Genomic DNA, 25,732 nt, shown 5'->3' with positions numbered 1-25,732 from the left:
GAGTCGCCATTGAAATTGGCCTTTTTCATCGCCGCCATCGCCGCCATTCAAGGCGCAGCAGGCGTCGCTCTCGCCGCCGCCGCGGCCCATCTCGACGCCAGTCCTTTTCTCGCGACCGCGAGCCAATTTCTGATGATCCACGCGGCCGCCGGCGTCGGCCTCGCCGCGCTCGCGCGCGCCGCGCCGCGACGGCAAGCGAACTGGCTCGCCGCGATCGCTCTGGCGCTCCAGGCTGGGGTCGCGCTTTTTTCCGGGGACATGGCGGCGCGCGTCTTTCTCTCCGGGAAGCTATTCAAATTCGCGGCGCCGATCGGCGGCGGCCTGACGATCTTGAGCTGGTGCGCGCTGGCGGCATGGGCGACATTCGCCATGTTATGTGCAAATTCGTCTGGAACGGCCCGCGAAAGCTAGACAACTGTGACAAAGCGCCCCACCATTTACCTATGTCTGTTTCAGGCTCCGACCTTTCATCCTCGGCGGCGCCGAGCGATGACGCCCAGCGCGCGAGCGATCCCTTGCTCGGGCGACGGCTGCTTATTGTCGAAGACGATCCCTATATCGCGCTGGCGCTTGAAGAGACGCTCAGCGAATTCGGCTTGATTATCGCTGGGATGGCGCGCAGCGTCGAAGAGGCGGTGCGTCTCTCGCGCGACGACGGCCTGGACCTCGCGCTGCTCGACGTGAATATCGGCCACGAAAGGATCGATCCCGTGGCCGACGCGCTCGCCGCCCGCGGCTGCCCGTTCGTCTTCACCACCGGCTGCGGGCGCGCGGGATTGCCCGAGGCGCATCTCGACCGCGCCATGGTCGAAAAGCCCTTTTACGTCGAGGAGATCCTGGCGGCGCTGCGCAGCGAGCTGTCGCGCGCCGACGATCGCTAGACGCTCGGGTTTTCGCCACTTTATCGCCGCCCTTGACCGCGACAAGCAAAGTCCCTGAGACAAGCTTTTGGAGCGCGGGGCGTGCAGCCGTCCGTCTCAACCAACAAGCACTCGCCGGCCCTCAAGACATGGCGATCGTCCGCCGGCGCGCGCCGTCGGCTCGCAATCGCCTTGACGACGGCCGCGGCCCTCGCGGCGATCGCCGCGACAATCGCGCCCTGGCTCTTTTCGCCGGCCGCTCTCATGGACGCTGTCGCCGATCAGCTCCAGGGCTCTTCAGGACTCTATGTCGCCGCGCGCGGCAAAACGAGCTTCTCGCTCTTTCCGCGCCCAAGCATCGCCGTCGATCGCGTCGCCTTCGCCGATCGCAATGGCGCGCTAATCATCGAGTCCAGCGAGCTTCACGGCGATGTTGACGTTCTGCCCTTGTTGGCGGGACGGCTGAAGGTCGCGGCGGTAAAGCTCGTCCGGCCGCATGCGCGCATCGATTTCGACAAGACGCCGGACGGCGCGCCGGGCGCCGCCGCGCGCGCCGCCGCCGCGAAGCCGGCGACCCTCGAAGCGGCCGCGGCCGATAATGTGCGATTTGGAACCGTCTCGATCGTCGACGGCGACGCGCGGGTCTCCTATCGCGGCCGGCTCTATGCGCTGAAGCGAATCGACGCGAAATTCGAATGGCGCCGCATCGGCGAAGCCGCGGCTCTGTCCGGGGCGTTCGACTTGAACGGCGAACGGCTCGAAGCGCTGCTCTGGGTCGCACGTCCCGGCGCGCTGCTGCGCGGCGAGGAGTCGGTCGTCACCTCGCGGCTCGACGGCCAGACGATCCGATTTGAAGCGCAGGGCGTCGGGCAGCTCGGCGCCAATGCCCGCTTCGCCGGTCATGTCGCAGCCGCGGCCTCCTCGGCGCGACGCGCGCTCGCGCTGTTCGGCGAGGCCGCGCCCCTGCCCGGCCCCTTCAACGACACGCAATTTTCCGCGCAAGCGACGCTCTCGACCGGAGAAGCGCACCTCAAGGACGCGCGGCTCTTCGTCGACGGCAATGAGTTTCGAGGCGATTTCGACCTGCATAAGGAGGATGGAAGGCCAACGCTCGCGGTCGCTTTGAAAAGCGAATTCCTCTCGTTGCGGCCGTTTCTTTACGACGCGCCTCCGCTGGTCGATTCGGACGGACAGTGGAGCGGGCGACCTTTCGAACTTCCGGATTTGTCCGGCGCCGACGTGGATTTGCGTCTCGCCGTCGGCCATGCGCGACTCGGCCGACTGAAAATCAGCGACGCCTCGATCACGGCGACCTTGCGCGACGGCGCGGCGGAACTCTCGATCGATCAGGCCCAAGCCTATCGCGGCGCATTCAAATTTCGGGCGTCCGTCGCGCCGGGGCCCGAAGGGCTGGTTTTCCACGCCAATGCGCAAACGATAACGGCCGTCGACGCCGGCCCGCTGCTTTGGGACGCTTACGGCAAACCGCTGCTGGCCGGCGCCCTCAACGCGACTCTCGCGGTGGATGGGGTCGGCGAGAGCATGTCGGCGCTCGTGCGAAGCCTGAACGGGCGCGCCGGCGTGGCCCTGGTCGATGGCGAGATTTCCGGCGTCAATCTGGAGAAGGCGCTGCAAAGGCTGGAAAAACGTCCGCTCTCGAGCGCCGTCGACATCCGTTCCGGCCGTTCGATCGTCGACGCCGCGAGCGCCGCCATCAAATTCGAGAATGGCGTCGCCATGATTTCCGAGGGCAACGTCCGGGGTCCAGGCTTCTCGGTCGCTTTCAGCGGATCGGCGCCGCTGCCGAAGCGCGCGCTCGCGATCAGCGCCGTTGCGCGCGCGGCGGGCGCCGCCGGCAAGATCGGCGAATCAGCGCCCAGCATCGATTTCGACGTGGCCGGCCGCTGGGACGAATTAGCGCTAAAGCTCGATACGCAAGCCTTTATCCGGCGCTCGGACGCCGCCGCGCCGCTGCTGCCGCGAGCCGATGCGCCGCCCTCGGCGCCCCAGGCGCCCTTGGCGCCGGCGGGGCGATGACGCCGGAAATTCAGACGTCCGCGAAATGCGTTTCGTGCAGCAGCCGCGTGAGCTCGTCGGGAATGTCGAGATAGCGGAAGCGGCGGAGTTCAAAGCCGACCTCGACGACGCCCCAAGGCGGCGCATAGGTCCGCCACGGCGAAACCTCCGCCAGAATCACGACATGTCCGCCGTCGATGCCGCGAGCGATGCGCGCGACCGTATAGACCGCCCCGCAGGCCAAACCCTCGCAGCGACCATAGGGGCCAGCGGTCGCATCCAAACAAATCACTTCGGCGCCGGGAGGCGTTTCAGGACTGATCATTGGCGACCTCGTTCTGCGGCGCGATGAAACGCGCGCTCCCTAACAATTATGGAGCGCGCGGCGGCGGGCGAAAGAGCCCGACGCGCCGCATCGCGGTCACCAGAATTTCAGAAAGCCGAACAGGCCGCCCTTCAGCTTCCTGCGGTCGAGCGCGCTGAGTTCGTCATAGACGCGGCGCGCGGCGGCCCGCATTTCCAACAGGTTTTCGTCCGAGACGTCGAAATCCAGAACGGCGGACTTCAACTCGCGGCGCGAACGATCGAGCCGCGCCTGAGCGTCCGCAATCATCGAATTCAGGTTCATTACTCTCTCCGATGGCGATGTCGCCCGAACGATAACGCAACTGCGAGGACAACTGACCCAATGGACCCCACGCCAGCCGCGCGGCGCGTTTATTTGGCGCTCTCGTTGAGCATGCTCGGCGGCGACGCCGGCGCTGCTTCAGAATGCGCGAGGCCTCGGAGGGAATCGAACCCCCGTACAAGGATTTGCAGTCCTCTGCGTAGCCACTCCGCCACGAGGCCGTCGCGCGGCCTGCGCCGCGTGGCTCGCTCATACAGGAGGGCGCCAAGGCGAGCAAGCGCTCCTCGCCGAAACCGGACGGACCGGATAGGGTCTCCGCGCAATGGCCGATTTCCCCCTCGTTCTTCTGCTCGCCGCGTTGCCGGCGCTCGGCAATTTCGCCGGCGGCGTCATCGCTGAATTCATCGACGCCTCGGCGCGCATGCTGAGCCGCGCGCTGCATGTCGCCGCGGGGGTGGTGACCGCCGTCGTCGCCGTCGAACTGATGCCGCAGGCGCTCGCCGGCGGCGCGCCGGCCTGGGCGATCGCGCTCGCGCTCCTGGTTGGCGGCGGCTTTTACATGATTCTGGAATGGGCGGTCGACCAGTTGGCCGGCGCGGACGACGCGACCGCCGGCGCCTCCATGGTCTATGCGGCGGTCGGCGTCGATCTCTTCGGCGACGGCCTGATGATCGGCGTCGGCTCGGCGGTGTCCTTAAGTCTCGCCCTGGTGCTGGCCGCGGGACAGGTCCTCGCCGATATTCCCGAAGGCTTTGCCGCCATCGCCAATCTGAAAAGCAAGGGGGTGAGACGACTCTGGCGGATCGCGCTTTCCGCCTCCTTCTTCGCCTTCTGCCTGCTGGGCGCGGCGATCGGCTACTGGCTGTTGCGCGGCCAGAGCCAGGCGCTGAAACTCGCGGCGCTGGCGTTTACCGGCGGGGTTCTCCAAATCGCCGCGGTCGAGGACCTGATGCGAGAGGCCCATGAGGCGGCGGAAGACACGCGCTGGTCTTCCCTGCATTTCATCGGCGGCTTCGCACTTTTCACAGCGCTCGCCAGTTATTTCGACCACTGAGCGGCGCAGCGACGCTTCGACGCCCGGGGCTGGCCAATTTGACAGGCGGCGCCCATTTTGACCATCTTCCGCCGCTCGCGCCGAGCCGGCGCACCTTTTGGAATTAACATAAAATGAATGTCGTTATCGTCGAATCGGCGGCCAAAGCGCAGACGATCAACAAGTATTTAGGCAGTAATTTCAATGTCTTGCCTTGTTACGGCCATGTTCGCGACCTCCCCGCCAAGGACGGCTCGGTCGACCCCGACCAGGATTTCTCCATGGTCTGGGAGATGGACGCCAAGGGCGCCAAGCGGGTTTCGGCCATCGCCGACGCGGTCAAGGGCGCCGAGAAGGTCATTTTGGCGACCGACCCGGATCGCGAAGGCGAAGCGATCTCCTGGCATCTCTTGGACATTTTGAACAAGAAGCACGCGCTGAAGGACAAGAAGATCGAGCGCGTGGTCTTCAACGCCGTCACCAAGGACGCGATCAAAGAGGCGATGGCGCATCCGCGCCAGATCGACCAGGCGTTGGTCGACGCCTATCTCGCCCGCCGCGCCCTCGACTATCTCGTCGGCTTCACCCTGTCGCCGGTGCTCTGGCGCAAGCTCCCCGGCGCCCGTTCGGCCGGCCGCGTGCAGTCAGTGGCGCTGCGCCTCGTCTGCGACCGCGAATTGGAAATCGAGAAATTCGTCCCGCGCGAATATTGGTCGCTCATCGTCCATCTGAAGACCAAGGCCGGCGAACCCTTCACGGCGCGGCTGGTCGGCGCCGACGGCAAGAAGATCCAGCGGCTCGACATTGGCGCTGGCCAAGAGGCCGAGGATTTCAAAAAAGCGCTGGACGCCGCGTCCTTCGTCGTCCGCTCGGTCGAAGCCAAGCCGGTCAAGCGCCACCCCTATGCGCCGTTCACGACTTCCACCCTGCAGCAGGAAGCCTCGCGCAAGCTCGGTCTCGCGCCGGCGATCACCATGCGCATCGCCCAGCGGCTCTATGAGGGCGTCGACATCGGCGGCGAGACAGCCGGCCTCATCACCTATATGCGAACCGACGGCGTGGACATGGCCCCAGAGGCCGTCGCCGGCGTGCGCAAGGTGATCGGAAAGGAATATGGCGACCGCTTCGTTCCGTCCGTTCCGCGCAAATATACGACGAAGGCCAAGAACGCGCAGGAGGCCCATGAGGCGATTCGCCCGACCGATCCCGCGCGTCTTCCCAAACACGTCGCCAAATATCTCGAGCCCGAACAGGCGAAGCTCTATGAGCTGATCTGGACGCGCACCATCGCCAGCCAGATGGAATCGGCCGAACTCGAACGCACCACTGTCGAGATCGACGCCACAGCGGGAACTCGCACGCTGGAGCTGCGCGCCACCGGCCAGGTCGTCCGTTTTCCCGGCTTTCTTGAACTTTACCAGGAAGGCCGCGACGACGCGGAGGATGAGGACGGCGGCCGCCTGCCGGCGATGGCCCAGGGCGAATCCTGCACGCGCGAAAAAATCGACGCGACCCAGCACTTCACCGAGCCGCCGCCGCGCTTCACCGAGGCGACGCTGGTCAAGCGCATGGAGGAATTAGGCATCGGGCGGCCTTCGACCTACGCGTCAACGCTCGCCGTGCTGCGCGATCGCGACTATGTGCGGCTCGACAAGAAGCGTCTCGTGCCGGAGGACAAGGGGCGGCTCGTCGTCGCCTTCCTCGAAAGCTTCTTCACGCGCTATGTCGAATTCGATTTCACCGCCGATCTCGAAGAAAAGCTCGATCTCGTCTCGAATAATGAGATCGACTGGAAAGAGGTGCTGCGCGACTTCTGGAAAGATTTCTCGACCGCCGTCGACGGCACCAAGGATTTACGCGTCAGCGAGGTGCTCGACAGTCTCAACGAATTGCTCGGACCGCACGTCTTCCCGCCGAAGGAGGACGGAAGCGATCCCCGCCTCTGCCCGTCGTGCAACAGCGGCCAGCTGTCGCTGAAAATCGGTAAGTTCGGCGCCTTCGTCGGCTGCTCGAACTATCCCGAATGCCGCTATACGCGCACGCTCTCGCCGCCGACCGGCGACGCCGCCGAGGCGGCGCGGCCGGGCGTGAAGGTGCTTGGCGTCAATCCCGAGACCGGCGCGGAAGTGACGCTGCGCGACGGGCGCTTCGGCGCCTATGTCCAGGAAGGCGAGCAGGAGGAAGGCGGCGAAAAACCCAAGCGCGGCTCGCTGCCCAAGAACATCAAGCCCGATGAATTGACCCTTGCCCAGGCGCTCGCTTTGCTCTCGCTGCCGCGCGAAGTGGCGAAACATCCGACGAGCGGCGAGCCGATCGTCGCCGGCATCGGGCGCTTCGGCCCCTATGTGCAGCACGGCAAGACCTACGCCAATATCGGCCGCGACGACGACGTGCTCGCGATCGGCGCCAACCGCGCCATCGACCTCATCGTGCAGAAGGAGTCAGGAACCGGCGGCTCGCGCTTCTCGCGCGGTCCGGCGGAGCCGGCGCGCGCGCTCGGCGATCACCCGGACGGCGGATCGGTAAGCGTCAAGTCCGGCCGCTTCGGCCCCTATGTCAATTGGGGCAAGGTCAACGCGACGATCCCGAAGGGCGAGGACCCCGCGGCGCTGACGCTCGAAGCGGCGCTGGCGCTGCTCGCCGCGAAAGCCGCCGGCGGTGGCGCGGCCGGCGGACGCGCGCTTGGCGACCATCCCGACGGCGGCAAGATCACGGTGCTCGCCGGCCGCTTCGGCCCTTACGTCAATTGGGGCAAGATCAACGCGACTCTGCCCAAGGGCGCGTCGCCCGAAGAGGTGACTCTCGAAGAGGCGCTGCGCCTGATCGAAGCCAAAGGCGGCGCGCCGAAGAAGAGCGGCGCGAAAAAGACGCCGGCCAAAAAGGCGCCGGCTAAAGCGAAAAAGACAATCGAAGAGAGCGACGAGACGCCCTTCGAGGATTCGCGGCCGGTGAGACAGGCCGTCAAGGCGACTGCGACGAAGGCGGCGCCGAAAAAGCCGCCTGCGAAAAAGCCGGTGCCGAAGAACACGGCGGCGAAATAAAGCGGTGCGCTCGGCGCGGCGTTTCGATTTCGGCGCCTTCTTCCTATATGTTTGACAACGAATCCGGTCGACCTCACGGAGGTCATTCCCGACGCGCGCCAAGCGCGCGATCGGGAATCCAGAGTCACATCGCCCCTGTTGAGCGAGCCTTTGGCCAAAAAAGATAGAGAAAAACACGCGCCCTCTCGCGAAGACATTCTCGCCTTCATCGCCCGCGAAACCGAGGCAGGCGGCCCGCGCAAGATCGGCCTGCGCGAAATCGCCCGCGCCTTCGGCCTTACCGGCGACGACCGCATCGCAGTTAAGCGCATGCTCGCCGAACTCGCCGAGGAAGGCGTTCTGGAAAAGCGCGGCCGGCGGGTGACCCGCAAGGGCGCGCTGCCGCCGGTCGCGCTTGTCGACATCGTCGCGCGCGACCGCGACGGCGAGATGATCGCCGCCCCGGTCGAATGGGACGAAGACGAACTGGGCCCGGCGCCGCGCATTCGCATCCATGCGCCGCGCCGCGCAAGGCCGGGCGAGCCCTTGCCCGGCGTCGGCGACCGCGCGCTCGTTCGCGCCGAGACCGATCGCGACGCCGGGCCGAACGAGCCGCCCTATGTCGGGCGCGTCGTTAAACTTTTGTCGCGCCAGCGCCACCGCGTGCTCGGCGTGCTGCGCATCGAAGCGAATGGCGCCGGCCGCATCGAGCCGATCGACAAGAAACAGGCGGGACGCGAACTCGCCGTCGCCGCCGCCGACTTTGGCCAAGGCAGGCACGGCGATCTCGTCTCGGTCGATCTCATCGGCAAGACGCGCTTTGGCGCGCCGCGCGCCCGCGTGCGCGAAACGCTCGGCTCGGTGACCGGCGAAAAAGCGGTGAGCCTGATCGCGCTGCGCGCGCATGACATTCCCGACGTGTTTCGCGTAGAGGCGACGGCGGAGGCCGCGCGCGCGCAACCCGCGTCCCTGCACGGACGCGAAGACTGGCGCGACCTGCCGCTTATCACCATCGATCCGCCCGACGCCAAGGACCATGACGACGCGGTGCACGCCGCGCCGGACGACGCGCCGGATAATGACGGAGGCTTCGTCATCACTGTCGCGATCGCCGACGTGGCGCATTATGTGACGCCGCGTTCGGCGCTCGACCGCGACGCCTTGGAGCGCGGCAATTCCGTCTATTTCCCCGACCGCGTCGTGCCGATGCTGCCCGAGCGCATCTCTAACGATCTTTGCTCTTTGCGCCCCAATGAAGACCGGCCGGCGCTCGCCGTGCGCATGCGCGTCACCAGCAAGGGCAGGAAGATCGATCACAAGTTCCACCGCGTGATGATGCGTTCGCACGCCAAGCTCGCCTATGCGCAGGCGCAGGACGCGATCGAGGGCCGCACGGATGAAGCCACGAAGCCGCTGCTCGCCTGCGTGCTCAAGCCGCTCTACGCCGCGCATGAGGCGCTGCGGCACGCCCGCAATCTGCGCGCGCCGCTCGATCTCGATCTGCCCGAGCGCAAAATTCTTCTCAACAAGGACGGCTCCTTCGATCGCGTGATCATTCCGCCGCGACTCGAAGCGCATCGGCTGATCGAAGAATTCATGATTCTCGCCAATGTCGCCGCCGCCGAGACTTTGGAGCAGCATCGCCAGCAGCTGATCTATCGCGCCCATGACGAACCTTCGCGCGAGAAGGTGTCGGCGCTGTCGGAATTTCTCGCGACGATCGGCGTCAAGCTCGCCAAGGGCCAGACGCTGCGGGCCGCGCATTTCAACGTGATCCTCGATCGCGTGAAAGGCCTGGAGCATGAGAACATCGTCAATGAGATCATTCTGCGCACTCAGGCGCAGGCGGAATATACGCATGAGAATTACGGGCATTTCGGACTCAATCTGCGGCGCTACGCGCATTTCACCTCGCCCATTCGCCGCTACGCCGATCTGATCGTCCATCGCGCGCTCATTCGCGCCTTGAAGCTTGGCGAAGGCGCGCTGCCCGACATGCCGGCCGGCGAACTTGCCGAGATCGCGGCGCGCATCTCGGCGGCCGAACGACGCGCCATGGCGGCGGAGCGCGAGACCGTCGATCGGCTGATCGCGCATCATCTCGCCGACCAGATCGGCGCGCGCTTTTCAGCGCGCATTTCCGGCGTGACGAAATCCGGGCTCTTCGTGCGACTCGCCGAAACCGGCGCCGACGGTTTCGTGCCGGCGGCGACCTTGGGCCGCGAATATTACGCCTATGACGAGGCCGCGCATGCGCTGACCTCGCGCTCGGGCGTCAGCTATCGCCTCGCGGATGTGATCGAGGTGCGGCTCATCGAAGCGGCGCCAATCGCCGGCGCCCTGCGCTTCGAGGTGGTGAGCGGCGGCGAACGCCGCGCCCCGCCGCGAGCGGGCGCGAAAACGAAGGATCGCCGCCCGCCGTCGCGCGCCAAGAAGAAGCGATAGCGCCGCGCGTCACGCGCCTTTCGCGCAGATGTAGACGTCGCGGCGCCTGCCCCAGCAGTTCCCGGAGCGATAGACCTTCCCGAGGCTGCGGCCGCCGAGGCTCGCCGTCCAGGTCCGTCCGCGTTCGAGCGTCAAAACGACGTCGTCTCCCCCCGCGTCGAATGTGAAAGTCGAGCGGCCGGGCTGGCGCAGCGTGCAGCCGCGATCGAAGAGAACGCTTCCGTCGACCTTGACGAGACATTGCGTGCGGCGGCCCTCGACGGCCTGCTTTTCCTCGGTCCGGCGTGCGACCGCGCGCGGCGATTCCGTCGGCTCTGCGGCCTCGGCCGGCGCCGCGCGCTCGACGCCGACGTGTGGCTGCGTTTCATCGAGCGCCGTCACTGGCCCTGCCTCCTGGGCCGGCGCAGGGTCAGGCGTTTGCGCTTTGGGGAGCGGCGGCGGCAACGGCTCGGGCAAGGGTGCCGCCGCGGACTGCGCCTCCAGCAGCCGCTGCTTCAGATCGTTGGAGTCGGATATCGGCGGCGCGGGAGGCGCGACCACGACCGGCGCGACGCTGACGGATGCCGCCGACGATGACGAGGCGTCGGCGGATTGCGCAGTCTCGTTCTCTGGCGCCGGCGTCGATGGCTCGATCCGCGCGGGCGTCGTCGGCGTTTCGGCCTGTCGCAGCGTCGCGCCATCGGCGTGGGGCGCGGGCGCGCCTCTCCAGGCGAAATGGGCCGCCAGAACGCCGCCGCCAAACAGGATGATCGCGGCGACGATGTAGAACCAGGCCGGCGCTCTCGATAATCCTGCGCCGTAGAGCGCGCCCGGCGCGCCGGCGGCGTCGCTTGAAAAACCTCTGGTCCAGCCCGCCGACCGCGCCTTGCGAAACGGCCTCTCCAGGCTTTCCAGCTCGCGTAACAGGCGTTGTTTCTCTTGGAGTATCCGCTTTTCGAAGTTCTCTAACTCAGCGACTTTACGTCGCTTTTCGAGTGTTACGCTCATACTGTCGACTCCCGGCGCGTAGGCGTGAAGACTTGATAAGACTTTCTTCACGTCGATCCATGCCGACCATGCTCTCAACACAGAATGAGAGCCTCGGCTTCTTACAAAATATTCCGCCCCGCCCAAGTGTCGCCGTGCGATTGCCAGGAGTTCTTCCTGACATACGCCGTGCTCTTGAGATTAACTAACAAAATTATGGCTGTTCTTTGCCGGTTCCTTTCCGCCTGCGCCGGGCGATTACGCGGCGGCGAATGCGTCGCGGCAGGCGCATGGCGGCGAGGATCGTAGCGGCGAGAGCAGCGATGAACTGGGGCGACCGTCGCTCGCCGGTATCGATCGTCGCCTGGCGCGCCTCCTTGACATCGCCCGCGCCGCACGTATGTTGCCGGCCAATTCGCTCCCGGCGCGCCCAGCGTCCGGGACGATTTCTTTTCTCTGATAGACGGAACGAACGATGGCCAAGTCCGCCATGATCAAGATCAAGCTCCTGTCCACGGCGGATACGGGCTATTTCTACGTGACCAAGAAAAACGCCCGCACCAAGACGGAAAAGCTGGTCTTCAAGAAATATGATCCGGTCGCGCGCAAGCACGTCGAATTCAAGGAAACGAAGATCAAGTAAGCGCGGACGGGCGCGTCAAGCCGTCGTCCGCGTCAAGCTTTCAACGCAGCCGATCGGGCAAGACAAGCGCGGCCTCAGCCGCGCTTTTTCATTCTGATTGGCTTCAGAGAATTTTTCGCTGGGAGAGCGACCGCTTCGGGGAAGGCGGCCGACTGACGATGGCTTCAAGGAGGCCACTCCAACCACCGCCAGTCGGCCAACCCCACGGACCCAGGAGATGCGGCGGACCTGAGCACTCCGCAGGGTATTCAAAGTTGTGCCGAATACGCATCGAACGCTTACGCACGCCATGGGTCTTCTTTTAAGGCCCTTCGACGCCGCCAGACGCGCAACTCATTTGGCTTAGTCACGTTACTCCGGCTGCACAAAAATGCAACTATCTGATATGAATTTTCACAGCTAGGGAAATGTGAAGCGTTTGCGCGCCAACACAACAAACAATAACGCGCCGCAATCAGCGCCGCGCGGGAGGAGTAGATGGCATCTGGATTTCGCTTTGTTCTGGGACTCGCGGCTGGCCTCTCGGTCGCCTTGGCGCTTTCCGCTTGCGGCGAGCATATGCCCGGGGACGCCACCGGCGCGAAGGTATTGCGCAGCCTGCTCGAAAAGAACGGCGTGGACGCCAAGCTCGTCTCTTTCAAGAAGGTGCAGGGCCGCGAAGTAAAGCGCGAAAATATCGACGCCTATGAATTGATGTATGAGGCCGAAATACAATTTCCCGAAGGCTTCGAAGCCAAATGCGCCGATGAGCGCGAACGCGGAAAATGCGCGTTTCTGGGCCTCGACGACGACCGGACCTTCGCCAAGAGCGAAGTGCATACGAGCGAAGGCACGCTGCATTTCGTGAAGAGCGAAAAGGGCTGGATGGCCGAGGACAACAACGCCTACTGACGCCGCCATGCCGGCGCTCGCGCCGATCGTCGTCATTCCGGCGCGTCTAGGTTCGACGCGTCTGCCCGGCAAGGCGCTCGCCGACATCGACGGCCGACCGATGATCGTTCATGTCTGGGCGCGGGCCTGCGCCGCAGCAATCGGACCTGTCGTGGTCGCGACCGACGCGCCGGAAATCGTGCGCGCGATCGAGGATGTCGGCGGGCAGGCCGCGCTCACTGGCGGCGCTCATCACTGCGGCAGCGATCGCCTCGGCGAGGCGGTGCGCACGCTCGACCCGCAAGGGCGCCATGGCGCCGTCGTCAATCTGCAGGGCGACCAGCCCTTCCTGCCCGACGGCGCGCTAGCAGCGGCGCTCGCCCTGCTCGACGACCCCAGCGTCGACATCGGCACGCTCGCCTGTCCGGCGCGCCCCGAAGAAGTGGACGATCCCAATGTCGTGAAGCTCGTCGGAACGTCGCTCGCGCCCCATCGGCTGCGCGCGCTATACTTCACCAGGACGGCCGCGCCCTTCGGCGAGGGCCCGCGCTTAAAACACATCGGCGTCTACGCTTTTCGCCGCGCGGCGCTGGAGCGCTTCGTCGCGCTGCCGCCCTCCCCGCTCGAATTGCGCGAGCGGCTCGAACAACTGCGCGCGCTCGAGGCCGGCATGCGCATCGACGCCGCGCTGCTGGACAAAGCCGCCCCATCGGTGGATACGGAACGCGATTTGAGCGCGCTGCGCGCCGCAGCGCGCGAACAGGATGCAAAGTGACGCAATATATCGCCTATCAGGGAGAGCCAGGCGCGAATTCCGACCTCATCTGCCGTGAGGCCTATCCGCATCTGACGCCGCTCCCCTGCGCGAGTTTCGAGGACGCCTTCGCGGCGGTGACCGAGGGGCGCGCCGCGCTCGGCATGATCCCGATCGAAAATTCGATCGCCGGGCGGGTGGCGGACATCCATCATTTCCTGCCGCATTCCGGGCTGCATATCGTCGGCGAACGCTTTCTGCCGATCCATTTTCATCTGATGGCGCCTAGAGGCGCGACGCGGCAGGGGCTCAGAAGCGTCTACAGCCATGTCCATGCGCTCGGCCAATGCCGCCGCGCCATTCGCAACTTCGGGCTCGAGGCGCATACGGCGGGCGACACCGCCGGCGCCGCGCGCGAAATCGCCGAATGGGGCGATCCGGCCAAAGCGGCAATCGCGCCGCGACTCGCCGCCGAAATTTACGATCTCGACGTGCTCGCCGAGAACATCGAGGATGAGGCGCACAACACCACCCGCTTCATCGTGCTGTCGAAGACGCGAGAATGGGCGGCGCCGAACGCCGGCGCAACTATCACCACCTTCATCTTCCGTGTGCGCAACGTGCCGGCCGCGCTCTACAAGGCGCTCGGCGGCTTCGCCACGAATGGCGTCAACATGACCAAGCTCGAAAGCTACATGGTCGACGGCGAATTCGCCGCGACGCGCTTTCTCGCCGACGCCGATGGACATCCCGAACAACCGGCGATGGCGCGCGCCCTCGAGGAACTGCAGTTTTTTTCCAAGGAAGTCGAAATTCTCGGCGTCTATCCGGCGAGCGATTTCCGCCTCACCAATATCCGCGCCTTCGCCTTTGGGGATTGACAGGCCGCAGCGGCAATTGCTTTTCTTGCCAGCCTTCTGCAGCGGGAACGGGACCATCGTCGCCCGACGATATCCGTTCGCGCCATGAGCGTCGCGCCAGTAGCGGCGTCCGATGCGACGCTGGCGCACGTTGGAACGGCCAAATCGATAGTAAGGAGCCGTCGCTCGAAGGGAACAGTCCATGGCCGTCGTCTATGATCCGAACAATATCTTCGGCAAGATTCTGCGCGGCGAAATCCCCGCGCATAAGGTCTTTGAGGACGACGTCGCGCTGGCGTTCATGGACATCATGCCGCGCGCGGAAGGCCATGTTCTGGTAATCCCTAAGGAAGGCGCGCGCGGACTGCTCGACGTTTCGCCGCAGACGCTCAGCGAATTGATGAAGCGCGTGCAGCATGTCGCAAAGGCGGTCGAGAAGGCCTTCGACGCCGACGGGCTGACCCTGCATCAGTTCAATGAAAGCGCCGGCGGCCAGGTGATCTATCACCTGCATTTCCACCTGCTGCCGCGCTGGAACGACGTCGCCTTGCGACCGCCGGGCACCATGGCCGACGACGCCAAGCTCGCCGAACAGGCGAAGCAAATTCGCGACGCGATGGAGCCGTTCGCGGCATAAGACTGGACGTCCGAAAACGGCGAAGCTTTTCGCTCAAGGCCCGCTTTTTGGAAGGCGCCTGCGACGCTGTGTTTTTTGCGGCGTAGGGAATTATGCGTTAATTTTGAATCATTGAGCGCAGTCGCACGAATTTGGAGGCGAGCATGAATTTTTTTGCTGTTCATCGATTTAGGGCGTTTGCGCCTGGCCTCGTCGCCGCCGCGATTTTCTTGGCGGCGCCGACGCATGTATCGGCGGGCGACCAGCAGACTGGCGCGCAACTCGACGACAATTCAAGTCTCATGACTCTCACCGCCGACGTGGCTGATGTCGACGTACCCGGCAAAGGCCTGATCAAGGGACTCTACGTATACAAGCTGCGCGGGCCTGGCATGTCGGCGGCCGCGCCGCCGGCGCTGATGCCGCCGGTTATCGCCGCGGCGCGCGGTCGCACTCTGACCATTGATTTCTTCACCAAGCTCCCTGAGGAAACCAATCTTCACACGCATGGACTGTCGATCTCGCCGCAAGGCGTGGGGTTCGGCGAAAGCGGTTCGCGACCGCTTTATGGCGACTGCATTCTGGTCAATGGCGAGGCGCGCAATCATCCGCCCTCCCAGGACGAACTTGCGAAGGCCGATCCTTGCAAGCCGCAAACGGAAGCTCCCGCCTCCGTCAAGGAGGCGCAACCGCTTCGCTACCGGGACGTCATTCCGCCAAACCACCCCTCCGGTCTGTTCTGGTTTCATCCGCACGTGCATGGCGTCGCTGAGCCACAGGTGCTTGCAGGCCTCTCGGGCCTGCTGACGATCGGCGACATCTGGGACTATGCCTATTTCGAGTGCTGGGCCGGCGACGGCGCGCCGCCTGCAGGCGCGTCGCCTTGCGGCTCGCTCGCCGCGCAGCGCCGCGAACGCGCGCTCGAACGGGCCGCCGACGTTCGATTTATCGGATTGAAAGATCTCCAGATCGATCAGGACGACAAAGGCGATTGGCGGCTGCACGATCCGGCCGACTACCAAAAGGACCGTTGCGGCGCGGTGACCTTGGACCCGGCCGCGCCGCCGGAGCTGCAGCGACAAGCCCAGCTCGTTGTCGCCTCGGGCGGGACCGCCGCGCCGGGCGGCTGCTGGACGGATCCAAAACGGCAGTGGATTTTCACGGTCGCTGGCGAAGTCTACCCGACTGTCACCGCTCCGCCCGGCTCCGTGCAGATTTGGCGCGTGGCCAATATGAGCGCCGACGTCACCTACCGTCTGCGCGTCGAGACAAAGGATAAGAACGCGCCGCTGTGCCCCGGCTCGCGGGCGGATATGAACGAAGCTGCGCAACATCGCTGTCTGACGCTGGCGCTCCTGTCGCGCGACGGCGTCCCGCTCGATTCCGGCGGCGCGAACGGACAGAGGACGCAAGAGCTTACCCTGATGCCTAGCGCGCGCGCCGAGGTTTACGTGCCGCGTTGCACGGGCGCACAAGGCGCCGCTTCTGCGAAAGACGGCTGCCTCGCAGCCGATCGCCAGATCGAAGCAAAGCTTGTGACTGCGGGCGTCGCAGTGGGCGACACGATTGACGCCGCCGACATATGGCCGCCGGTGGAGCTCGCGCGCGTCATCGCCGCGCCGGGGGCATTGCCGCGGCATGCGCCGGTCGCCGGTCGCGCTCAGGCGGCGGCCGCGCCCTGGCTGCATAGCGCAGGTTACAGCCTGGCGGATTTGGCGCCTTCGCCGATGGAGTCGGGCGGCTCGCAGGCGATGCCCGCAGAAGGGCGCACGCCTCAATTGGGGGCTGGCGTCGCGCAGAATTGCGATGCCGCCCACACGCATTATCCGGTGGAGGCGCGAAGCTTCTCCAAATACGGCAACGTCGTGCGTCTTGTGCGCTTCAACAATTCCGACCAGTTCACCGATGGCGAGGAGCGCTTCGGCCTTCACGTCGAGAATTTTCGCCTGCATGACGGGACGACCGGAAGACCTGTTCAGATATTGGAATTGCTCGATAGAAACGCCGGAAGCCGCAAACTTGCGCGCGTCAATCTGCGCGACGATTGTCAGAGCAAGGCGATCGAGGATGCGTCAGGAAAGACGTTCGAATTCTACTATCCGCGTTTCCCCATGCCCCACGACGGCCAGCCGGACCCGATCGGCGCGCCGCTGGTTCATTCCTGGCGGTCGGATCGACCGGAATATTGGCTGCTCGTCAACGACAGCCACGAATGTCACAATTTTCACATTCATCAGACGAAATTCGAGGTGGCGGCGAGCGACGTGGTGCGCGGCGCTACGGGAGAGTCGCAGGACCAGTGTCTCGGCGACCGGGACCCTCGAAAGCTCGCGAGCCGCACGGCCCTGCATGACAATTTTCCGCTGCCGCCCGGCGCCCGCATATTGCTGCGCGTCGCCTTCGGGCCGGATCAGCTCGGGCGTTTCGTCTTCCACTGCCATATCCTCGAACATGAGGATAAGGGCATGATGTCTCTACTGCAGGTGGAAGAGCGGGACGCGCCGCGCGCCGCAGCGACATTTCCCGCATCCGACGCGTCCACGGCGGACGCCGCCGACGGGCATCGGAAGGGCCGCAAGGCCTCCGGCGCTATTCCTCGCCGACCTTAGCCGGTTTGAGCGCCACCGGGCGCAGCAGGAAGGACGGCACATGGTCGCCGAGCCCGACGACCGGCGGCCCATCGTCCTCGTGACGACGCGGCCGGCGCTCGCGGCGCTCGCTCTGCGCCGCACAGGCTGGGGGTGAACGGAATCTGTCCTCGTCCGGCCTCGGGCGCCCGCCGCGCGGCCGGCCCATGCTGACCGGCGCGTCGCGCTCGGCGGCCGCCGGCCGGCGACCGCGCGACGACCGCGAGGGGCGCTCGCCGCGCTCGCCGCGGCGCTCTTGCGGGCGGCTCGTCTCCATCGGCGGCGGCAGAGCGTCGAAGCCCGGCCCCTCCCAGTCGATCGCCTTGCCGATCAGGCTCTGAATCTGATCGACATATTTCATGTCGTCTTCGGTGACGATCGTCAGGGCGACGCCTGAGCGACCGGCGCGACCGGTGCGGCCGATCCGATGCACATAATCTTCGCTATGAGTCGGGACGTCGAAATTGAACACATGGCTCACGTCCGGAATATCGAGGCCGCGCGCCGCCACGTCCGAACAGACGATCAGCGCCACGTCGCCATTCTTGAAGGCGTCGAGCGACGCCATTCGCGCCAGCTGATCCATGTCGCCATGCAGCGCGCCGGCGGAAAAGCCGTGCTTGACGAGCGACCGATGGAGGATCGCAACGTCGCGCTTGCGGTTGCAGAAGATGATCGCGTTCTTGAAGTTTTCGGCGCCGCGAATGAGATTGCGCAGCGTCTCGCGCTTGTCGGCATGGCCGCGCGAAGCGATGAGCGCCTGCCGGATCGTGGTGGCGGTCGTCGCGGCGCGCGACACTTCGCAACGGATCGGATTGTGCAGGAAAGCTTCGGTCAGCCGGGTGATCTCCGGCGGCATCGTCGCTGAGAAGAACAGCGTCTGGCGCGTGAACGGCACCAGTTTGCAGACGCGCTCGATGTCGGGGATGAAGCCCATGTCGAGCATGCGGTCCGCCTCGTCGATGACGAGAATCTCGATTCCGGTCAGCAGTAGCTTGCCGCGATCGAAAAAGTCGAGCAGGCGGCCCGGTGTCGCGATCAGCACGTCGGCGCCGCGCATGATCTTGGCTTCCTGATCGCCGAAGGAGACGCCGCCGATCAGCAGCGCGACATTCAGCCGATGGTTCTTGCCATATTTGGCGAAGCTTTCTTCAACCTGCGCGGCAAGTTCGCGCGTTGGCTCCAGAATGAGCGTGCGCGGCACTCTGGCGCGGGCGCGGCCGCTTTCAAGACGGCTCAGCATCGGCAGGGTAAAGGCGGCGGTCTTGCCGGTGCCCGTTTGGGCGATGCCGAGAATGTCGCGCCCCTGCAGGGCGGGTGGAATGGCCTGCGCCTGGATCGGCGTCGGGGTTGTGTAGCCGGATGCTTGGACGGCTTGGAGAACCTTTTGGGAAAGGCCCAGTTCCTCGAATGTCATCAATTATCCTGATTACGGCTCACGAACGCGGAGTGTCCGCTTGCGCGCCAGCCGTAAACAGCGCGCGCGAGTATGAGAGAAATTTCGGCGCCGCCGCGACGGCTATCCGGCCCGCCTACAGTCCGCCGCAAAGAAGCGCGGGCGATAGCCACGGCAATGCTTTAAGGGCAATCGCCGGATTGTCAATGAATATATGTGCAAATCCGGCGTCGCCCGCCAGGGTTCCTTCGAAAAATGGCTGCAGCGCGGCTTGCGTAAAAATGTGGGCGCCGGTTTTTCACGCAACGCACGCTCGACGCTTGGGAAGCGAATGCGTCATCTGCGTTTAGCCGATTCCGCCTTTGGCAGGACGATTTATCGGTCGGCCGATTCGCCGGCTTCGCCGCAGGGCGCCAGAGCGGGACGCCTCATCATTCTGTCTTGAATCGTTCCTGTCGTCAGATAATCCACATCGGCGCGCCCACGAACGTTAGGCGCCGGCGCCTCGACTTGCGGCGCCGATCTCGCCAGAACCGGTAGATTGGCCGCGGCGCCCCGGGAAAAGCGGGCCGGGGCCGGCGCGTCAGGCGGATCGAACATATTTGAGAGCAGTTTCGCGCCAAGCACGCTGCACAAACAAGCAGCGACCGACAGCGCCGCAAGACTCCATGTGCCCGCCGGCAATCCGACGCGATGTTGGCTTATGCGGCTGTGCTCGCCCATTGGACGCACTTATGAGCCTGAGGGTTGGCGGTAAAGACGCTAGTCCGGCGAAGGTAAATTTTTGGTTGACGATTTGCCGGGGCCGGGCGCGCGGGCCGCTCGTCGCACAGCCTCTTGCAAAGCCGCGGCGAAAGCTCAAAACTGACAATGTTCTTGATTTACCTCACCATGGAAGTGGCCCGGATTCTGCGAGGCGACACTAAAAGAACCAGCGTGCCGACCTACATGGAAAGGACCGAAAGGGTAAGGACGTGGCTGCGGAGGAATTAACTCTTTTGACGGCGAACATTCGTCACGCGCCTCGCGCGGCGAAGGAGCCGCGCAGGGGATCGGACGTTGGTCCCGGCGCCGGCACCGCGCTCGTCACAAGAACGCGTCCTCAGACGCGCAAGCCCAATATGTATCGGGTGCTGCTGCTGAACGACGATTACACCACACAGGAGTTCGTGGTGATCGTTTTACGCAAATATTTCAATAAGTCGGTGGAGGAGGCCACGCGCATCATGCTCCACGTCCATAATCATGGCGTCGGCGAATGCGGCGTCTACACTTACGAGGTCGCTGAGACCAAAGTCACCCAGGTCATGGATTTTGCAAGGAAGCATCAGCATCCTCTGCAATGCATCATGGAAAAGAAATAGGACGAGCGCATGCCGACCTTCTCGCGCAATCTCAAGCAGACACTCGACCGGGCGCTCGCCTCCGCCCGCGAGCGGCGCCATGAATATGCGACGCTCGAACATCTTCTGCTCAGTCTCGTGGAGGACGTTGACGCTTCGGCCGTCCTGCGCGCCTGTTCCGTCGATCTCGACGTGCTGACCAAGAATCTGCGCGACTATATCGATCGCGAGCTCGACAATCTGGTCAATGACGACGCCGACGAATGCAAGCCGACCGCCGGCTTTCAGCGGGTCGTGCAGCGGGCGATCATCAGCGTTCAGTCTTCCGGCCGCGAGGACGTGAGCGGCGCCAATGTTCTCGTCGCGCTGTTCGCCGAGCGCGAAAGCCACGCCGTCTACTTCCTGCAGGAGCAGGACATGACGCGCTACGACGCGGTCAATTTCATCAGCCACGGCATCGCCAAGCGTCCCGGCCTTTCGGACGCGAGCCGCACCCCGCGAGGGGTCGAGGACGACGGCGAGCGCAGCGAGGGCCGCGAGGGCCGCGACGGCGAAAGCCGCAAGAAGGAAGGCGCGCTCGAAGCCTATTGCGTCAACCTCAACAAAAAGGCGCGCGACGGCCGCATCGACCCGCTGATCGGCCGCGAGCCGGAAGTGCTGCGCACGATCCAGGTGCTGTGTCGCCGGCAGAAGAACAATCCGCTGCTCGTCGGCGACCCCGGCGTCGGCAAGACCGCGATCGCCGAAGGCCTCGCCCGCAAAATCGTTTCGGGCGAAGTGCCCGACGTTCTTTCCGGCGCGACCGTCTTCGCGCTCGACATGGGCGCGCTGCTCGCCGGAACGCGCTATCGCGGCGATTTCGAAGAGCGCCTGAAACAGGTCGTCAAGGAAATCGAGAATCACAAGAACGCGATTCTGTTCATCGACGAAATTCACACGGTGATCGGCGCCGGCGCTACCTCCGGCGGCGCCATGGACGCCTCGAATCTGCTGAAGCCGGCGCTGGCGCAAGGCGTTCTGCGCTGCATCGGCTCGACCACCTACAAGGAATATCGCCAGTATTTCGAGAAGGATCGCGCGCTTGTCCGCCGCTTTCAGAAAATCGACGTGAACGAGCCCTCGATCCCCGACGCCATCGAAATCATGAAGGGCCTCAAGCCCTATTTCGAGGAGTTCCACAAAATCCGCTACACCAATGACGCGTTGAAAGCGGCGGTGGAGCTCTCGGCCCGCTACATTCATGACCGCAAGCTGCCGGACAAGGCGATCGACGTGATCGACGAAACCGGCGCGGCGCAAATGCTGCTGTCGGAGAACAAGCGCAAGAAGACGATCGGCCTAAAGGAGATCGAATCGACGATCGCGACGATGGCGCGCGTGCCGCCGAAGACCGTCTCCAAGGACGACGCCGAGGTTCTCGCCCATCTCGACGAGACGCTGCGGCGGGTCGTCTATGGACAGGACAAGGCGATCTCGGCGCTGACCTCGGCGATCAAGCTCGCCCGCGCCGGCCTGCGCGACCAGGAGAAGCCGATCGGCTGCTATCTCTTCTCGGGGCCGACCGGCGTCGGCAAGACCGAGGCCGCGCGTCAGCTCGCGACCTCGCTCGGCATCGAGCTCATTCGATTCGACATGTCGGAATATATGGAGCGTCACACCGTCAGCCGACTGATCGGCGCGCCTCCCGGCTATGTCGGCTTCGATCAGGGCGGCCTTCTGACCGACGCCATCGACCAGCATCCGCATTGCGTGCTGCTGCTCGACGAAATCGAGAAGGCGCATCCCGATCTCTACAACATCCTGCTGCAGGTCATGGATCACGGCAAGCTGACCGACCACAACGGCAAGACCATCGATTTCCGCAACACCATCCTGATCATGACGACGAACGCCGGCGCGCAAGATCTGGCGCGCACGCCGATCGGCTTCACCCGCAGCCGGCGCGATCTCGACGACAGCGAGGCGATCAACCGGCTCTTCGCGCCGGAGTTTCGCAACCGTCTCGACGCGATCGTGCCCTTCGGCCATCTGCCGGTCGACGTGATCAAGCGCGTCGTCGACAAATTCATCATGCAGCTCGAAGCGCAGCTCGCCGACCGCAACGTCACCATCGAACTCACCGACGAGGCGCGCGACTGGCTGGTCGAACACGGCTATGACGAAGCCATGGGCGCGCGGCCGATGTCGCGGGTCATTCACCAGCACATCAAGACGCCGCTCGCCGACGAGGTGCTGTTCGGCCGTCTCAAGAACGGCGGCGCGGTGCGCGTCGTCGTCGTCGGCGACGACAGCGGGACGAAATCGCTCGGCTTCGTCTTCCCGGAAGGGCCGGTGCTCCCGCGGCCGGAGCGCGACATCCTTGAAGCCGGCAAGAAGCGCGCGAGCGCGGAGGGCCAGGAACCGGCGGGCAATGCGTCGCTTGCCGACAATTCGGAAGCGGATTCCGACGCGCGGCCGGCGTCGATGAAGAACTGACGCGCGACGTCACGCTTTCCGGCAAATCCCCAAGCCCCTCACCTCACCTCTCCCCGCAAGCGGGGAGAGGCGGCGGCGGGGGCCGCACGAAAAAATCATGCGTTCCCCACGTCGCCAAAGGCTCACGCTGATATCCCCTCTCCCCGCGAAAGCGGGGAGAGGTGAGGTGAGGGGCCTGGGGTTTAGCGCGATCGAACTTTTTTCGCTTTCGGCGCCGAAGGCTCCGCCGCCGGCCGTCGCGCCATCGCTTGCGCGAGATAGCGGCCGGTGTGGCTGCGCTTCTCTTTGATGATTTCCGATGGCGCCCCCGCCGCGACGATTTCGCCGCCGCCGTCGCCGCCCTCAGGCCCCATGTCGATGATCCAGTCCGCGGTCTTGATGACTTCGAGATTATGCTCGATCACCACGACGGTATTGCCCTGCTCGACCAACTCATGCAGCACTTCGAGCAGCTTGGCGACATCGTGGAAATGCAGCCCCGTCGTCGGCTCGTCGAGAATATAGAGCGTGCGGCCGGTCGAACGGCGCGACAATTCCTTGGAGAGCTTGACGCGCTGCGCCTCGCCGCCGGAGAGCGTCGTCGCCTGCTGGCCGACATGGATATAGTCGAGGCCGACGCGCTTTAACGTCTCCATCTTGTCGCGGATCGACGGCGCCGCCTTGAACAGATTCGCCGCTTCCTCGACCGTCATGTCGAGCACGTCGGCGATGGATTTCTCGCGATATTTCACTTCCAGCGTCTCGCGATCGTAGCGCTTGCCCTTGCACACGTCGCAGGTGACATAGACGTCGGGCAGGAAATGCATTTCGATCTTGATGACGCCGTCGCCCTGACAGGCCTCGCAGCGCCCGCCCTTGACGTTGAAGGAGAAGCGGCCCGGCGCATAGCCGCGCGCCTTCGCCTCGGGCAGGCCGGCGAACCATTCGCGAATCGGCGTGAAGGCGCCGGTGTAGGTCGCGGGATTCGAGCGCGGCGTGCGTCCGATCGGCGACTGGTCGATGTCGATGATCTTGTCGATCTGCTCTAAGCCTTCGAGACGGTCGAAAGGCGCCGGATGCTCATGCGCGCCGGAGAGCCGCCGCGCCACCGCCTTGTAGAGCGTTTCGATGATCAGCGTCGACTTGCCGCCGCCCGATACGCCGGTCACGCAGGTGAAGAGGCCGAGCGGCACTTCCGCGGTCACGTTCTTAAGATTGTTGCCGCGCGCGCCAAACAGCTTGAGCCAGCGGCCGGCCGTCGGCTTGCGCAATTTATGGCGCAGGATCACCTGCTTCTCACCGGTTAGATATTTGCCGGTGAGCGACGCCGGATTATCCATGATTTCCTGCGGCGCGCCCTGCGCGACGATCCTGCCGCCGTGAATGCCGGCGCCGGGGCCGACATCGACGACATAATCGGCCGCGAGGATCGCGTCCTCGTCATGTTCGACGACGATGACGCTGTTGCCGAGATTGCGGAGGCGCCGCAGCGTATCAAGCAGCCGGTCATTGTCGCGCTGATGCAGACCGATCGACGGCTCGTCGAGCACATAGAGAACGCCGGTCAGTCCCGAGCCGATCTGCGAGGCAAGCCGAATGCGCTGGCTTTCGCCGCCCGACAGCGAACCCGAATTACGCGAGAGCGTCAGATAGTCGAGACCGACATCGACGAGAAAAGTCAGCCGGTCGCGAATTTCCTTCAAGATGCGAAAGGCGATTTCATTGCGCTTCTTGTCGAGCTTATCGGGCAGCGCGCGAAACCAGTCGAGCGCGGCGCGCACGGAAAGTTCGGAGACTTCACCGATATGTTTGCCGGCGATTTTCACCGCGAGCGCCTCGGGCTTTAAGCGAAAGCCTTCGCAGGCGAGACAGGGCGTCGCCGACATATAGCGGCCGATCTCTTCGCGCGCCCATTCGCTGTCGGTTTCGAGATAGCGCCGTTCGAGATTGATGATGACGCCTTCGAAGGGCTTCTTTACGTCATAGGCGCGAAAGCCGTCGTCATAGGAAAAGCGCACCTCTTCGTCGCCGGAGCCGTAGAGAATGACGTTCCGCGCTTTGTCGGAAAGCGACTCCCAGGTCGCATCGAGCCGAAATTTGTAATGCCTGCCGAGCGCCTCCAGCGTCTGCTGATAATAGGGCGACGTCGATTTCGCCCAGGGCGCGATCGCGCCCTTGCGCAAGGTCAGCTTCGGATTGGGCGCGACGAGATCGGCGTCGACCTTCTGCTCATGGCCGATGCCGCCGCAAGTCGGACAGGCGCCGAAAGGATTGTTGAAGGAAAACAGCCGCGGCTCGATTTCCGGGATGGTGAAGCCCGACACCGGACAGGCGAATTTGGAGGAGAAGACGATGTGGTCGGGCGCGTAATGCGTCGAGACATTCGCGGCGGCGGCGGTGGGCAGATCAGCAATCGGCAGTCGGCCGTCATTCCCTGACTGCCCACTGCCGATTGCCGACTGCCGATCCGCGAACTCCACCACCGCCAGCCCGCCCGACAACTCCAACGCCGTCTCGAAACTGTCGGCGAGGCGCGCGCTGATGTCGGGGCGCACGACGATGCGATCGACGACCACATCGATGTCATGCTTCAACTTCTTGTCGAGCGCCGGCGCGTCGGCGATCTCATAATAGGCGCCGTCGATCTTGAGGCGCTGAAAGCCCTTCCTGGTAAATTCGGCGATCTCTTTTTTGTATTCGCCCTTGCGGCCGCGCACGACCGGCGCGAGCAGATAGAGACGCGATCCTTGAGGCAGCGCCAGCACGCGATCGACCATTTGCGAGACGGTCTGGCTCTCGATCGGCAGGCCGGTCGCCGGCGAATAGGGCACGCCGACGCGCGCCCAGAGCAGACGCATATAATCATGAATCTCGGTGACGGTGCCGACGGTCGATCGCGGATTTTTCGACGTCGTTTTCTGTTCGATCGAGATCGCCGGCGAGAGCCCGTCAATCTGATCGACGTCGGGCTTTTGCATCATCTCCAGAAATTGCCGGGCATAGGCGGAAAGCGACTCGACATAGCGGCGCTGGCCTTCGGCATAGATCGTGTCGAAGGCGAGCGACGACTTGCCCGAGCCGGACAGGCCGGTGAACACCACAAGCCTGTCGCGCGGAATCGTCAGATCGACATTTTTGAGATTATGTTCGCGCGCGCCGCGGATGGAGATCGTGTTGGCGTCGGCGCCGCGCGTCATCGAG

The 25,732-nt window shown here is 64.6% G+C and carries 19 protein-coding genes and 1 tRNA gene; 14 read left to right on the top strand and 6 right to left on the bottom strand.

Annotation, left to right across the window (positions count from 1 at the left end):
* Positions 1–9 precede the first annotated feature (9 nt).
* From U1E20_RS02735 to U1E20_RS02725, 3 genes are all read left to right on the top strand, one after another.
* A complete protein-coding gene (locus tag U1E20_RS02735) occupies positions 10–411 on the top strand; it encodes a DUF423 domain-containing protein (RefSeq protein ID WP_409979050.1) in 402 nt (133 codons plus the stop codon).
* 32 nt (positions 412–443) lie between these two features.
* Positions 444–881 (top strand): response regulator, encoded by a 438-nt coding sequence (locus tag U1E20_RS02730; protein ID WP_409979049.1) that lies wholly within the window; start codon positions 444–446, stop codon positions 879–881.
* Positions 882–1,052: 171 nt separating this feature from the next.
* Positions 1,053–2,897 (top strand): AsmA family protein, encoded by a 1,845-nt coding sequence (locus U1E20_RS02725; RefSeq protein ID WP_409979048.1) that lies wholly within the window; start codon positions 1,053–1,055, stop codon positions 2,895–2,897.
* 10 nt (positions 2,898–2,907) lie between these two features.
* Here U1E20_RS02725 and U1E20_RS02720 read toward each other — a convergent pair whose 3' ends face one another.
* From U1E20_RS02720 to U1E20_RS02710, 3 genes are all read right to left on the bottom strand, one after another.
* The gene (locus tag U1E20_RS02720; RefSeq protein WP_409979047.1) at positions 2,908–3,201 is read right to left on the bottom strand and encodes a hypothetical protein; all 294 of its coding nucleotides are present in this window, start codon (positions 3,199–3,201) and stop codon (positions 2,908–2,910) included.
* Positions 3,202–3,297: 96 nt separating this feature from the next.
* Complete coding sequence (locus U1E20_RS02715; protein ID WP_409979046.1) at positions 3,298–3,504, bottom strand: hypothetical protein; 207 nt, start codon at positions 3,502–3,504, stop codon at positions 3,298–3,300.
* Positions 3,505–3,654: 150 nt separating this feature from the next.
* A tRNA-Cys gene (locus tag U1E20_RS02710) sits at positions 3,655–3,725 on the bottom strand.
* 101 nt (positions 3,726–3,826) lie between these two features.
* Between U1E20_RS02710 and U1E20_RS02705 the strand changes: the two genes are divergently transcribed.
* From U1E20_RS02705 to rnr, 3 genes are all read left to right on the top strand, one after another.
* Positions 3,827–4,558 carry a ZIP family metal transporter gene (locus U1E20_RS02705; RefSeq protein ID WP_409979045.1) on the top strand — a complete coding sequence of 244 codons (732 nt, stop codon included), beginning with the start codon at positions 3,827–3,829 and terminating at the stop codon, positions 4,556–4,558.
* Between the two features lie 113 nt (positions 4,559–4,671).
* Entirely contained in the window at positions 4,672–7,578 is a 2,907-nt protein-coding gene (topA, locus tag U1E20_RS02700) for a type I DNA topoisomerase (RefSeq protein ID WP_409979044.1), read from the top strand.
* 138 nt (positions 7,579–7,716) lie between these two features.
* Complete coding sequence (gene rnr / locus U1E20_RS02695) at positions 7,717–10,002, top strand: ribonuclease R (RefSeq protein ID WP_409979043.1); 2,286 nt, start codon at positions 7,717–7,719, stop codon at positions 10,000–10,002.
* Positions 10,003–10,011: 9 nt separating this feature from the next.
* Here rnr and U1E20_RS02690 read toward each other — a convergent pair whose 3' ends face one another.
* On the bottom strand, positions 10,012–10,989 hold the full coding sequence (locus tag U1E20_RS02690; RefSeq protein WP_409979042.1) for a hypothetical protein: 978 nt from the start codon (positions 10,987–10,989) through the stop codon (positions 10,012–10,014).
* Positions 10,990–11,443: 454 nt separating this feature from the next.
* Here U1E20_RS02690 and rpmG point away from each other — a divergent pair, with 454 nt between their 5' ends.
* From rpmG to U1E20_RS02660, 6 genes are all read left to right on the top strand, one after another.
* Positions 11,444–11,611: a 50S ribosomal protein L33 gene (gene rpmG / locus U1E20_RS02685; protein ID WP_036286758.1), complete on the top strand. Its 168-nt coding sequence runs from the start codon at positions 11,444–11,446 to the stop codon at positions 11,609–11,611.
* 477 nt (positions 11,612–12,088) lie between these two features.
* Complete coding sequence (locus U1E20_RS02680; protein WP_409979041.1) at positions 12,089–12,502, top strand: hypothetical protein; 414 nt, start codon at positions 12,089–12,091, stop codon at positions 12,500–12,502.
* A gap of 7 nt (positions 12,503–12,509) precedes the next feature.
* On the top strand, positions 12,510–13,256 hold the full coding sequence (locus tag U1E20_RS02675) for a 3-deoxy-manno-octulosonate cytidylyltransferase (protein WP_409979040.1): 747 nt from the start codon (positions 12,510–12,512) through the stop codon (positions 13,254–13,256).
* The gene (locus U1E20_RS02670; protein WP_409979039.1) at positions 13,253–14,116 is read left to right on the top strand and encodes a prephenate dehydratase; all 864 of its coding nucleotides are present in this window, start codon (positions 13,253–13,255) and stop codon (positions 14,114–14,116) included. Before U1E20_RS02675 ends, U1E20_RS02670 begins: the two co-directional genes overlap by 4 nt.
* A 181-nt stretch (positions 14,117–14,297) precedes the next feature.
* Positions 14,298–14,732 (top strand): HIT family protein, encoded by a 435-nt coding sequence (locus U1E20_RS02665; protein ID WP_409979038.1) that lies wholly within the window; start codon positions 14,298–14,300, stop codon positions 14,730–14,732.
* 143 nt (positions 14,733–14,875) lie between these two features.
* A complete protein-coding gene (locus tag U1E20_RS02660) occupies positions 14,876–17,320 on the top strand; it encodes a multicopper oxidase domain-containing protein (RefSeq protein ID WP_409979037.1) in 2,445 nt (814 codons plus the stop codon).
* On the opposite strand, the gene U1E20_RS02655 is transcribed toward U1E20_RS02660, so the two are convergent.
* The gene (locus tag U1E20_RS02655; protein WP_409979036.1) at positions 17,301–18,755 is read right to left on the bottom strand and encodes a DEAD/DEAH box helicase; all 1,455 of its coding nucleotides are present in this window, start codon (positions 18,753–18,755) and stop codon (positions 17,301–17,303) included. The two genes, U1E20_RS02660 and U1E20_RS02655, sit on opposite strands and share 20 nt — an antisense overlap.
* Positions 18,756–19,732: 977 nt before the next feature.
* Between U1E20_RS02655 and clpS the strand changes: the two genes are divergently transcribed.
* The gene (gene clpS, locus U1E20_RS02650) at positions 19,733–20,098 is read left to right on the top strand and encodes an ATP-dependent Clp protease adapter ClpS (protein ID WP_409979035.1); all 366 of its coding nucleotides are present in this window, start codon (positions 19,733–19,735) and stop codon (positions 20,096–20,098) included.
* A gap of 9 nt (positions 20,099–20,107) precedes the next feature.
* On the top strand, positions 20,108–22,552 hold the full coding sequence (clpA, locus tag U1E20_RS02645) for an ATP-dependent Clp protease ATP-binding subunit ClpA (RefSeq protein ID WP_409979034.1): 2,445 nt from the start codon (positions 20,108–20,110) through the stop codon (positions 22,550–22,552).
* A gap of 182 nt (positions 22,553–22,734) precedes the next feature.
* Here the strand turns inward: clpA and uvrA are convergent, their stop codons facing one another.
* Positions 22,735–25,728, bottom strand: coding sequence for an excinuclease ABC subunit UvrA (uvrA, locus tag U1E20_RS02640; RefSeq protein ID WP_409979628.1), 2,994 nt, complete (start codon positions 25,726–25,728; stop codon positions 22,735–22,737).
* Positions 25,729–25,732 lie beyond the last annotated feature (4 nt).

Source organism: Methylocystis sp. (assembly GCF_046349115.1).
Lineage (GTDB): Bacteria > Pseudomonadota > Alphaproteobacteria > Rhizobiales > Beijerinckiaceae > Methylocystis.
Note: the sequence above shows the minus strand (reverse complement) of the source record. Positions and strands in the feature narration are given on the sequence as shown.